The sequence below is a fragment of the Rossellomorea sp. GAMAL-10_SWC genome (assembly GCF_049568075.1).
Lineage (GTDB): Bacteria > Bacillota > Bacilli > Bacillales > Bacillaceae_G > Gottfriedia.
This window is the reverse complement of the sequence record NZ_CP144911.1, coordinates 3,952,417-3,964,018: the sequence shown is the minus strand read 5'-3', so window position 1 is coordinate 3,964,018 and position 11,602 is coordinate 3,952,417. Positions and strand designations below refer to the sequence as shown.

Below are 11,602 nucleotides of genomic sequence, written 5' to 3'. Positions count from 1 at the left end.
CACAGGGTGCGTTTTTTTTATTTCTCTAAATCCCCTATATTTTCAACATTACTATTAATTACTTCAGTCATACTAACTTGGTCCTTCGAGAGACTAAATGCCATGAATATGATGATGAGTCCAACCGCAATGCAAGTTCCTGCAAGCAACATAATAATTCCTCCTTTCATGGTGTTCTAGCCTATGCAATGAATTTTCTTAATATGTCGTTTTACAGAAATAGTTTTAAAAACGTTTAATGATCGTAGATTTTTTACGATTTTCAAAGATTATGCAAAGTGTAATAGTGTTATGCAAAATTGAATAATAATGTACAGGTTATTGAAGTAAAACCTTTATAAATTAGGTGTATTAAAGTTGGCACGGTTCTTGCAAAATATTAAATTGTTAAGAATTTAAGGAGGGTTTATATACAATGGTCGATGTTCAATTTAAAACAATTGATTTAAAGATGTTTATTAATGGCGAATGGAAAGATTCTAGCAATCATGAGAAACGCCCTGTTATTAACCCAGCAAATGGAGAAGTCATTGCATATGCTCCTGAAGGAACGGTTGAAGATGCGAAAGAAGCAATTGATGTTGCGCGTAAAGCATTCAATGATGGAAGATGGTCTGATTTATCTGCTCAAGAAAGAGCAACTTACTTATTTAAAATTGCAGACAAAATAGAAGAGTACCAAGAAGAACTAACTAAACTTGAAACATTAGATAATGGAAAAACAAATCGTGAGGCGGGTTTTGATGTAGCCGATGCAGCAGCTTGTTTCCGTTATTATGCAGGATTAATTACAAAGCCAGATGGTTTTACTTACCATGTAGCAGATCCTATGCAGGCTATGGTTGTTCGCGAACCAATTGGAGTATGTGGATTAATTGTTCCTTGGAACTATCCATTATTAATGAGTGTATGGAAAATTGCTCCAGCACTAGCGGCAGGTAATACAATTGTTTTCAAACCTTCTGAGGTAACACCAGTGACTCCAAAGAAATTATTTGAAATTTTTGAAGAGGTTGGTCTTCCACAAGGTGTAGCAAACATGGTTATGGGTGCTGGTCCAGTAGTTGGAAATGAAATCGCTGCCAACCCTGATGTTGATATGGTTTCATTCACAGGTGGAACAAAAACAGGCAAACATATCATGAAAACAGCGGCAGATACGATGAAAAAAGTATCACTGGAGCTTGGTGGAAAATCTCCGAATATCATTTTTGCAGATGCAGATTTTGAAACGGCTGTCGATTATGCTCTATTTGGGATTTATGCAGGTTCAGGTCAAGTTTGTTCGGCTGGATCAAGAATTTTAGTCGAAGAATCAATTTATGATCGCTTCGTAGAGCGATTTGTAGAACGTGCCGAGAAAATAAAAGTAGGTCCTGGGGATGTAGCTGAAATAGAAATGGGGCCTCTAGTTAGTAAAGAGCATTTAGAAAAAGTTTTAAGCTATATACAAATAGGTAAAGAAGAAGGCGCGAGACTTGCTTGTGGTGGAAATCGAATCGAAAAAAATGGTTTGGAAAAAGGTTATTTTGTTGAACCAACTGTTTTTGCAGATGTTGAACAAAATATGCGCATTGTCCAAGAAGAAATTTTTGGTCCAGTCGTATGTATTCAAAAGTTTAAATCTGAAGAAGAAGCGTTAAAACTTGCAAATGGCACTGTATACGGTTTAGCGGGTGCTGTCTTTAGTAAAGACGGAGCGAAAGCTTTAAGGGTAATTAAAAAGCTACGTTCAGGCATTACTTGGATTAACTCATACCACCCAACATACAATGAAGCACCTTGGGGCGGCTACAAACAAAGCGGTGTAGGGCGTAGCCTAGGTACATTTGGACTAGAAGAATTCCAAGAAATTAAACAAATTAACATTAACTTACAAGTTGAACCAATTGGATGGTTTGCAGAATAATTTTAGGCAGTTTTAAGAAGAGACATATAGGAAAGATAAAAATAGATAAAACGACTATAGGAGTGAACAAAATGAGTATCAATTTAAAAAACGAATTAAAAAGTGAAGAAAAAAATGTAACCGAGTACATTAATAAGGTTTTAAGTTTAATAGAAAAAGAGACTGTTACAGAAGAAGACGCTGCGTGGATCACTAAGGAAACAGTTGATGGTTTTAGAGAACATGTAAATCCAGGTTTCCTTGCTTACCGCAAAACGGTTACAGAAGGCGGTCAATTTGCATCTGTTGAATGGTCTGATAGCGGCTCATGCTTTAAAGACGTAAATGGTAAAGAGTATATTGACTGTTTAGGCGGATTTGGAATTTATAATGTTGGTCACCGTCATCCAAAAGTTATCAAAGCTGTTACAGATCAGTTAAAAAGACAGGCACTTCATAGCCAAGATTTATTAGATCCATTACGTGCAATGCTTGCTAAAATTTTAGCAGATATTACACCTGGTGATTTAAAATACTCATTCTTTACAAATAGTGGTACTGAAAGCGTAGAAGCAGCATTAAAGCTTGCAAAAATGTATAGTGAGCGCAGTACATTTATTTCAACTACACGTGCATTCCACGGAAAAAGCTTAGGTTCTTTATCTGGTACTGCAAAAGGTATGTTCCGTAAACCATTTTTACCGTTAATTCCTGGATTCCGCCATGTTCCATTTGGTGACATTGATATGATGAGAAAAACATTTGAAACTTGCTCTTTAGTAGGCGAAGATGTTGCAGCAGTTATACTTGAGCCAATTCAAGGTGAAGGTGGAATTATTCTTCCTCCTCCAAACTACTTAAAAGAAGTTCGTGAATTATGTGATGAGTACGGAGCTCTATTAATTTTTGACGAAGTTCAAACAGGTATGGGACGTACTGGTAAAATGTTTGCTGCTGATTTATATGAAGTGGTTCCAGACATTATTTGTCTTGCGAAAGCATTCGGTGGCGGAGTTATGCCAGCTGGAGCAGTAGTTGCAAAAGAAGAAGTTTTCAAAAGCTGGTTCCCAAATCCATTTATGCATACAACAACATTTGGTGGAAATCCATTAGCATGTGCAGCTGCTATTGCTACAATCAGTGTGCTTCTTGAAGAAAAATTACCTGAAAGAGCAGAAGTAGTTGGGGCTTACTTCTTAGATCAATTAAAAGAAGCAGCAAAAGGACATGAAGACAAAGTTTTAGAAATTCGTGGTCAAGGTTTAATGATTGGAATCGAGTTCCATCAAGATGAAATTGGCTATGAAGTTTCTAAGGGAATGTTTGATAAAGGGATCCTAGTTGCTGGTACATTAATTAACTCAAAAACAATTCGTATCGAGCCTTCTTTAAAAATTAGCTATGAAGAAGTTGATACTGTAGTAAGTGCATTTAAAGAAATTTTATCTACTATTGAAGTTTAAGATTTTCAGCATGTCATGACCGATAATCATGACATGCTCAGACTGTTGAAAAACGCTCGCTTTCTTCGTTGCTTCGCCTGCTACGGTGCTCATTACCGTTTAGGGTAACTCCGCTCCTCCTCAGGCTTCGCGCCTAGAAAGACAAGCGTTTTCAATCAGTCTGAAATCAGATTCTTAGAACTGTGTTAATCGACTTAAAAATCATTATAGATAGGATGGTGCAATTATGGCAGATCGAAAATTCGTTAAAATCCAAACTTCAATTCCAGGACCAAAATCACAAGAGTTGGTTGCTAGAAGAAATAAAGTGGTTCCAAAAGGGATTAGTAATAATAGTGCAGCATTTGTAAAAAAAGCAAAGGGTGCATTAGTTGAGGATATTGATGGTAATACGTTTATTGACTTTGCAGGTGCAATTGGAACAATAAATGTGGGCCATTCTCATCCTAGAGTAGTAAGGGCGCTTCAAGCTCAGGCTGGTGATTATATTCACACAGGCTTTAATGTCATGATGTATGAATCTTATATTCAGCTTGCAGAAAGATTAGCAGATCTTTCACCTGGAAGTTTTGAAAAACAAGTAGCATTTTTTAATAGTGGCGCAGAAGCTGTTGAAAATGCAGTGAAAATTGCTAGAAAGTATACAAAGCGTCAAGGAATCATTTCTTTTACTAGAGGATTCCATGGTCGAACATTAATGACAATGACGATGACAAGTAAAGTTAAGCCATACAAATATGGATTTGGACCATTTGCTCCTGAAGTATATAAAGCACCATATCCATATGTTTACCGTCGTCCAGATCAAATGGATGAAAAAGAATATAGTAAATTTATCATTGAACAATTTGAACAGTTTTTGATTGCAGAGGTTGCACCAGAAACAATTGCTGCAGTCGTAATGGAACCAATCCAAGGTGAAGGTGGCTTTATTGTTCCTGATCTTGATTTTGTAAAAAGGGTCAGAGAAATCTGTACGCAATATGGAATATTATTTGTAGCAGATGAGATTCAAACTGGTTTTGCTAGAACAGGTAAATATTTTGCAATTGAGCACTTTGGAGTTGAGCCTGATTTAATGACAATTTCAAAATCAATGGGTGCAGGAGTACCTATTAGTGGTGTTATCGGTAGAAAAGAAATTATGGAAGCTTCTGATGCCGGAGAAATAGGTGGAACATACTCTGGAAGTCCACTTGGATGTCGTGCAGCATTAGCAGTACTCGATATCATTGAGGAAGAAGAATTAAATGAGCGAGCTGTCGTAATCGGCGAAAAAGTTAATGAGAAAATGCATGAGTGGGCTAAACAGTTTGAACAAATAGGTGATATTCGCGGAATTGGCGCAATGTGTGCAATGGAGATTGTAACAAATAAGAAAGATAAAACACCAGATAAAGTGACAGTTGGAAAGATTGTAAAAGAAGCTAACAATAGAGGGTTAATGTTGTTAAGCGCGGGTATCTTTGGCAATGTTATTCGTTTGTTAATGCCACTAACGATTACAGATGAACAGCTTGAAGAGGGACTAGATATTTTAAGGGAGTCAATTGAAGCTGTATTACTACCAGAATTACAATTGGAGGTAAACTCATGAGCCAAATTAAAGAGAAATATGAAGTCTACCCAATGTATATAGATGGTACTTGGGTTGGGAACGATCATGAATATTATACGAAGGTTACAAATCCTGCAACTGGTGCAGTTGTAGGTGCAATTCCAACGGGTGGTACATATGAAGCAAAATTAGCTGTTGATGCTGCTCATACAGCATTTAAAACTTGGTCGAAAAAGACAGCAGAAGAAAGATACCATTTATTAATGAATTGGTATCGTCTGATTGACGAAAAGAAAGAAGAAATTGCTAAATTAATGACAATTGAGCAAGGTAAACCATTAAAAGAAGCATTAGGTGAAACTGTTTATGCAAATGGTTTTATTTCTTGGTATGCAGAAGAAGGTAAACGTGTATATGGAGAAACAATTCCTGCATCACAACCTAATAAACGAATTCTAATTAGGAAAGAACCTGTAGGAGTTGTAGCAGCAATTACTCCTTGGAATTTCCCGGCAGCTATGATTACAAGAAAAGTTGCTCCTGCACTTGCAGCTGGTTGTACAACGGTTATTAAGCCGGCTACTCAAACACCTTTAACAGCATTAAAACTTGCGGAGCTTGCTCATGAAGCGGGAATTCCAAAAGGTGTAATTAATGTCGTTACTGGTAAGTCTTCTGAAATTGGCGATGTATGGCTAAAAGATCCAAGAGTAACAAAGATTACATTCACTGGCTCTACTGAAGTTGGCAAAAAGCTAATGGTAGGAGCAGCAGAGAATGTTAAAAAGGTTTCACTAGAGCTTGGTGGAAATGCACCATTTATTGTCATGGATGATGCTAATTTATCAAAAGCAGCGGTTGGCTTAGTTCAGTCAAAATTCCGCAATGCGGGTCAAACTTGTATTTGTACAAATCGTATTTATGTACAGGAAAGTGTAGCTGAAGAATTTACAGCGTTATTTACAAAAGAGCTAGAAAAATTAAAAGTGGGTAACGGTTTAGAAGAAGGAATTGACGTTGGTCCACTAATTGATGATGCAGCTTTAGAAAAGGTAAAAACGCTAGTTGAAGATGCTACTAATAATGGTGGAAAAATCGTATATAGTGGGAATAAACCTTCAGAGGAAAATGGATATTATTATGCACCAACTATTTTAACGGGTATTACGGATGAAATGGCATGTATGAAGGAAGAAATATTTGGTCCACTTGCACCAATTACTACTTTTAAAACTGAACAAGAAGTAATTGAGAGAGCAAATAATTCAAATTACGGTCTTGCTGCATATGTTTATACGGAAAACTTAAGTCGTTCGTTCCGTGTTACAGAAGCACTTGAGTACGGAATTATTGGACTAAACGATGGTACACCTTCTGCTGTACAAGTTCCATTTGGCGGTTATAAAGAGAGTGGTCTTGGGAGAGAAGGCGGTCATTTTGGAATTGAAGAATTTTTAGAAGTTAAATATATTTCAATTGGGTTAGACATTTAATAAATCTACTGTTAATACAAAGCGCAGTTGTAAGCCAGTTAAACATTCAATTCAACTATTGTGATTGATCGTTTTACTGGCTTATTAACTAGATTAATAGAGGTGGAAAAATTGCCAGGTGCATTACATGGAATAAAAATCATTGATTTAACAAGAGTACTAGCCGGACCCTTTTGTACGATGATCCTTGGGGATTTAGGAGCAGAGATTATAAAAGTAGAAAGTATAAATAATGGCGATGAAACTAGGGGATGGGGGCCACCTTTCGTTGAAGGTGAAAGCGCTTATTATTTATGTGCAAACCGCAATAAAAAAGGCATAACACTAAACTTAAAAAGTGAGCAAGGTAAAGAAATTTTAAAAAAGCTAGTTTCAGAGGCAGATGTAGTTGTTCAAAATTTCAAACCTGGAACAATGACAAAGCTAGGTTTTGGGTATGAGGATTTGAAAAAAATAAAGGAAGACATAATACTAGCGTCCATTAGTGGGTTTGGTAGTGAAGGACCGAATTCAAGTTTACCAGGATATGATTATATCATCCAAGCGATGTCTGGATTAATGAGCATTACTGGAGAGAAAGAGGCAGAGCCAACAAAAGTAGGTGTAGCCATTTCGGATGTTTTAACTGGTCTATTTACATGTATTGGGATTCTTGCTTCACTTCAGAATCGAGATCGTACAGGAGAAGGTCAGGAAATCGATATTTCATTGTTTGACTCTCAGCTAGCTGCTTTAGTAAATGTAGCTAGTAATTATTTATGTAGTAGAATTGTACCTGAACGAATGGGAAATCAACACCCAAATATCGTTCCATATCAAGTCTTTACTGCAAGTGACGGTGAATTAGTCGTTGCGGTAGGTAATGATGAACAATTTAAAAGGTTTACATTACTAATTGATGAACCAGACTTAATGGATGAAAAATTTGAGACAAATACGGGCCGTTTACAGCATAGAAAACAAATAGAGCAATTAATTCAAAATAAGTTGAAGTTGAAAAGTAAAAATGAGTGGAAACAATTATTAGATCAAATAGGGATTCCAAATGGCCCAATAAATAATGTGAGTGAAGCCCTACAGTCTGAACAAGCTAAATCGAGAGAAATGGTGTTGGAAGTAAACCATCCTTATATAAAGGATCTAAAATTAGTCGGATCACCGTTAAAATTATCAAAAACACCAATTGAAGTATTAAGACACCCGCCTTTACATGGTGAGCATACAGAAGAAATAGTAACTAAACTAGGGTATTCTCGAATTGAAATAGAAGATATGAAACGAAATAAAACAATTTAAGGAGGAAATAAAAATGGATTTTTCATTATCTGAGGAACAAATTAGTGTAAGGAAAGTAGTCAGGTCATTTGTAGACAGAGAAATTATCCCATTTATAAAAGAATGGGATGAAAAAGGACATTTTGAAGCGAATATTCTAAAACGACTTGCAGATTTACAACTAATGGGAGTATGTATTCCAGAACAATACGGTGGAGTAGGAATGGATTATAACACATTAGCGATTGTATGTGAGGAATTAGAGCGAGGAGACACTGCTTTCCGTACTGCTGTTTCAGTACATACTGGTTTAAATAGTATGACATTACTACAATGGGGAACTGAAGAACAAAAGAAAAAGTTTCTTGTTCCTCAAGCGCAAGGTAAGAAAATTGGTGCGTTTGGATTAACAGAGCCAAATGCAGGATCAGATGTAGTAGCAATGGCAACAACAGCTGTAAAAGATGGAGATAGTTACATCATAAACGGATCAAAAACATGGATTTCTTTATGTGATGTAGCGGACCATTTCTTAATTTTTGCGAAAACAAATCATGACTTAAAGCACCATGGAATTTCTTGCTTTATCGTAGAACGGACTTTTGAAGGCGTTTCCACAAAAGCGATCAAAGGAAAAATGGGTATTAGAGCAGGGAATACTGGTGAAGTATTTTTAGATGATGTAAGAGTCCCGGCTGAAAACTTACTAGGTTTCGAAGGTGAAGGGTTTAAAATTGCAATGTCTGCGCTTGATAACGGACGATTCACAGTTGCAGCTGGTGCTTGTGGATTAATTCAAGCATCACTTGAAGCAAGCGTAAAATACTGTAATGAGCGAAAAACATTTGGAAAAGAAATTGGAAAACATCAATTAGTACAACAAATGATCGCGAAAATGTCATCAAACCTTGAAATCTCACGTCTATTAGTTTATAAGGCTGGTTGGTTAAAAAATAATGGAAAACGTAACACTAGAGAAACGTCTCTAGCAAAATGGATCTCTTGTAATGCCGCAAATGAAGCAGCAAATGATGCAGTTCAAATTCACGGTGCATACGGATTCTCAAACGAATTCCCAGTAGAACGCTATTTAAGAAACTCAAAAGCACCTGTTATTTACGAAGGAACAAGAGAAATTCACACAATTATGCAAGCTGAATATGACCTTGGTTATAGAGAAGATAAAGTGTTAAGAAAAATGCTTCCAGCTTGGCCATTTGAAGAAGTTACAGTTGAGGCAGTGAAGTCATAAAAAATTATTGAGATACTCTAATATATAGACCTACGAAACTGTTATTGTGACCTTTAAATATTAAGTTAATAAAGGATAGAGAAGCAGCAGGTTTTTCTATCCTTTTCTTTTATAAAAAACTGAATACTCGCAATTTATGATTAGAAGTATATCCCGAATTATTCCGATAAATAATGTATTATTTCCTTAATTCGTTCCTTTTTAAATAGAAATTTATAAATTTTTTGTGTATCAAGGGTTACTATAATTCCCTTGTTTAGAGGTCCACTCGATTCTGTAACTGATTTTATAGCAGACTTATTTATGTCTAAGGCGAAAGAAAGTGATTGGTTGAGATGAATTTTATAAACTATGATTCTCTGAGAGGTAAGGACAAAAATAACTTGCATATTTTCTTTTGTTAACCAGGAGATTTCCGGTAAAAGTTTCAATGTGGGGCTGGAAGGGACAGTTCTTCCTTCAACGATTAATTGTAATTCTTCGTTATCAACCAAATCTAATTTAACCTTATCAATATATTTGCTTTCGATCATCATTTAATCCATCTCCTTTTCTATTACTCTCTATTTGCAAGCTTCATTAAAAATACATCAATAAACCAGGAAATCAGAACAATCGAAATAAATGCTAATAAAGTCAATCCTAAATGATTTTTTGCGATCACAAAATTATCCTTGGTAAATAAATCAGAGACTAGAAATAATAGTCCTAATAGTAAACTTGACCAAAACGCTTTAAATTTGAAAATCACTTTATCTGATTTATTGTTCATTTGAAATAATACGCTCTTCCAAATTCCCAAAATTAAATAAATGGTTCCAGCTAGCAAAAATATAATCAGTTCTACCATGAAAGATTGAATTGCTGCTTTTAAAAATAAAACCTTATAAAGGATATCAAATAGTATTCCGATTGAAAAAACCGCTCCAGCAATTCCTAAAATTTTATAGCGTTCTAGAATAATTCTCTCGTCCATCACTTGCTTTTTAAACAACATTTACATTTCCCTCCTAGTATTTTAATCCTCTTCCCAAAAGAGTTCATCTAGCGTTTTTCCCAAAGATTTGGCTAACTCTACACATAATTTAATTGTTGGATTATACTTCCCTTTTTCAATAAGGTTAATGGTTTGACGTGTTACACCAACCAATTCTGCTAGAGCTTGCTGTGTTAGTTCTTTTTCAACGCGAGCGAGTTTCACTTTAGATCCGTCCACTGTTTTCCTCCTGGTGAAGTAAAATATATATTACTTTATGTAAAATATATATTACATTTATAGAATGTGTCAAATATATATTACAAAAAACATTACTTATAAAATTCTGGATTAATTTCTCATTTCATAACCTCGAACTTTGTTTATGGAAAGGTTAGATGATTAAAATTGACAATCGGTAACAATTAGAGTATTGTTTTTAATTAAAGTTTGAATTATCTGAAAATATTTTTGGTTTAAATTAACTTTGAATCAACTATAGAAAAAGAAAAGATGGAACATAAGGATGCTTGACTCTTATGAAAATGCGCGAAGCCTCAGGACATAAATGGACGAATGCGACTAGACAATCAATCAAGATGGAAAGTGAATATCCTAGAGTGGAAATCAACGAACATCCTTTTTTTAAGCAACAAACAAATATTGATTACCTACCACAATTCAAATTAAAGGAGTAGTTAGCCAAAATGAAAATAACAACAATCGGATTTTCTAAAAAATCTTTAAGAACATTCTCAACAATGCTACAACAAAATAACATAACTCATCTAATTGATACCCGATTACATAACACATCACAACTAGCAGGATATGCAAAAAAAGATGACCTTCATTTTGTAATGGATTTATTAAATATTCAATACACACATGACACAGATTTAGCTCCAACGGAAGAATTACTGAAAGCAATTAAGAAAAAGGAAGTCTCGTGGAATGATTTTGAAAAAGACTTTTTGAGCTTAATACAAAATCGTAAAATCGAAACAAAAATAAACGACTTTATAAGTAACGGCGTTCCGTGTTTTATGTGTAGCGAAGAAAAACCACATCATTGTCATCGCAAACTAGTCGTAGAATATTTAAGAGAATTTGATAATCGTTTTGAAATTATTCATTTATAAAATCGAAAAGACTGTCTGTAAAAAGACAGTCTAATTTAATTTATTTAATATAAGTACGCAAAGTATTTTGAATCTGCTGGAAAACATCGTCAACATGATCCATTTCTAAAATGACTTTATCATATTTATGATTGTTTAAAGTTAATACTAAATTACCCTTGTTAGTACTTGTAGCAACAAAATAGTTGACGCCGTCCTTTTTAAAATAGCCATATTTATTTGCACCTATTTGAGTACCATAAATTTTCCACAGAAATTGATGGAGATCCTCTATCGTAACATCCTTAATATCACCATATGGTACTTCGATTGTATGTCTTAATCCTAAAATTGTTTCAAGACTAGAAAGTGAAATGATTAATTTATCTTCCTCAAATAAAATTGTTTTCATTAAAAATCCCTCCTTACTTCTTATACGACCAGGGACTGCATATCGTTCATTTATATTTTAATTTCATTATTAATACATAGGTGTACTTTTTACCGAAACCATTTATTTTAAAACTAAACAAACGTTTAATTAAATAGATAATCAACGATTTTATGGTATATTGA

The 11,602-nt window shown here is 34.8% G+C and carries 13 protein-coding genes; 8 read left to right on the top strand and 5 right to left on the bottom strand.

Going from position 1 to position 11,602, the window contains the following annotated elements; translation table 11 throughout:
- Window positions 1-17: 17 nt before the first annotated feature.
- The gene (locus tag V5E38_RS19235; RefSeq protein WP_286133375.1) at window positions 18-152 is read right to left on the bottom strand and encodes a hypothetical protein; all 135 of its coding nucleotides are present in this window, start codon (window positions 150-152) and stop codon (window positions 18-20) included.
- 263 nt (window positions 153-415) lie between these two features.
- Here V5E38_RS19235 and V5E38_RS19230 point away from each other — a divergent pair, with 263 nt between their 5' ends.
- The 6 genes from V5E38_RS19230 to V5E38_RS19205 all read left to right on the top strand — a co-directional run bounded on the left by V5E38_RS19230 (window position 416) and on the right by V5E38_RS19205 (window position 8,929).
- Window positions 416-1,909 (top strand): aldehyde dehydrogenase family protein, encoded by a 1,494-nt coding sequence (locus V5E38_RS19230; RefSeq protein WP_499211179.1) that lies wholly within the window; start codon window positions 416-418, stop codon window positions 1,907-1,909.
- A 71-nt stretch (window positions 1,910-1,980) separates the two neighbouring features.
- Complete coding sequence (locus V5E38_RS19225; protein ID WP_387330620.1) at window positions 1,981-3,351, top strand: putrescine aminotransferase; 1,371 nt, start codon at window positions 1,981-1,983, stop codon at window positions 3,349-3,351.
- 226 nt (window positions 3,352-3,577) lie between these two features.
- The gene (gene gabT / locus V5E38_RS19220) at window positions 3,578-4,948 is read left to right on the top strand and encodes a PLP-dependent aminotransferase family protein (RefSeq protein ID WP_499211178.1); all 1,371 of its coding nucleotides are present in this window, start codon (window positions 3,578-3,580) and stop codon (window positions 4,946-4,948) included.
- A gap of 32 nt (window positions 4,949-4,980) precedes the next feature.
- Window positions 4,981-6,402 carry an NAD-dependent succinate-semialdehyde dehydrogenase gene (locus tag V5E38_RS19215; protein ID WP_387330709.1) on the top strand — a complete coding sequence of 474 codons (1,422 nt, stop codon included), beginning with the start codon at window positions 4,981-4,983 and terminating at the stop codon, window positions 6,400-6,402.
- Window positions 6,403-6,513: 111 nt separating this feature from the next.
- A complete protein-coding gene (locus tag V5E38_RS19210) occupies window positions 6,514-7,698 on the top strand; it encodes a CaiB/BaiF CoA transferase family protein (protein WP_499211177.1) in 1,185 nt (394 codons plus the stop codon).
- Between the two features lie 13 nt (window positions 7,699-7,711).
- On the top strand, window positions 7,712-8,929 hold the full coding sequence (locus tag V5E38_RS19205; RefSeq protein WP_499211176.1) for an acyl-CoA dehydrogenase family protein: 1,218 nt from the start codon (window positions 7,712-7,714) through the stop codon (window positions 8,927-8,929).
- Between the two features lie 158 nt (window positions 8,930-9,087).
- Here the strand turns inward: V5E38_RS19205 and V5E38_RS19200 are convergent, their stop codons facing one another.
- Genes V5E38_RS19200 through V5E38_RS19190 form a run of 3 tightly spaced genes read right to left on the bottom strand, consistent with a single transcriptional unit; the run spans window position 9,088 to window position 10,145 of the window.
- Window positions 9,088-9,465, bottom strand: a complete 378-nt coding sequence (locus V5E38_RS19200) for a hypothetical protein (RefSeq protein WP_499211175.1) — start codon at window positions 9,463-9,465, stop codon at window positions 9,088-9,090.
- 20 nt (window positions 9,466-9,485) lie between these two features.
- Entirely contained in the window at window positions 9,486-9,926 is a 441-nt protein-coding gene (locus V5E38_RS19195) for a DUF6773 family protein (RefSeq protein WP_499211174.1), read from the bottom strand.
- Between the two features lie 21 nt (window positions 9,927-9,947).
- Window positions 9,948-10,145 carry a helix-turn-helix transcriptional regulator gene (locus V5E38_RS19190; protein ID WP_429898515.1) on the bottom strand — a complete coding sequence of 66 codons (198 nt, stop codon included), beginning with the start codon at window positions 10,143-10,145 and terminating at the stop codon, window positions 9,948-9,950.
- A gap of 299 nt (window positions 10,146-10,444) precedes the next feature.
- Between V5E38_RS19190 and V5E38_RS19185 the strand changes: the two genes are divergently transcribed.
- Together V5E38_RS19185 and V5E38_RS19180 are read left to right on the top strand one after the other, a co-directional pair.
- Window positions 10,445-10,603, top strand: coding sequence for a hypothetical protein (locus tag V5E38_RS19185; RefSeq protein ID WP_499211173.1), 159 nt, complete (start codon window positions 10,445-10,447; stop codon window positions 10,601-10,603).
- A 9-nt stretch (window positions 10,604-10,612) separates the two neighbouring features.
- On the top strand, window positions 10,613-11,047 hold the full coding sequence (locus tag V5E38_RS19180) for a DUF488 domain-containing protein (protein ID WP_499211172.1): 435 nt from the start codon (window positions 10,613-10,615) through the stop codon (window positions 11,045-11,047).
- Window positions 11,048-11,087: 40 nt separating this feature from the next.
- On the opposite strand, the gene V5E38_RS19175 is transcribed toward V5E38_RS19180, so the two are convergent.
- Window positions 11,088-11,438, bottom strand: a complete 351-nt coding sequence (locus V5E38_RS19175; protein ID WP_499211171.1) for a hypothetical protein — start codon at window positions 11,436-11,438, stop codon at window positions 11,088-11,090.
- Between the last annotated feature and the right edge of the window lie 164 nt (window positions 11,439-11,602).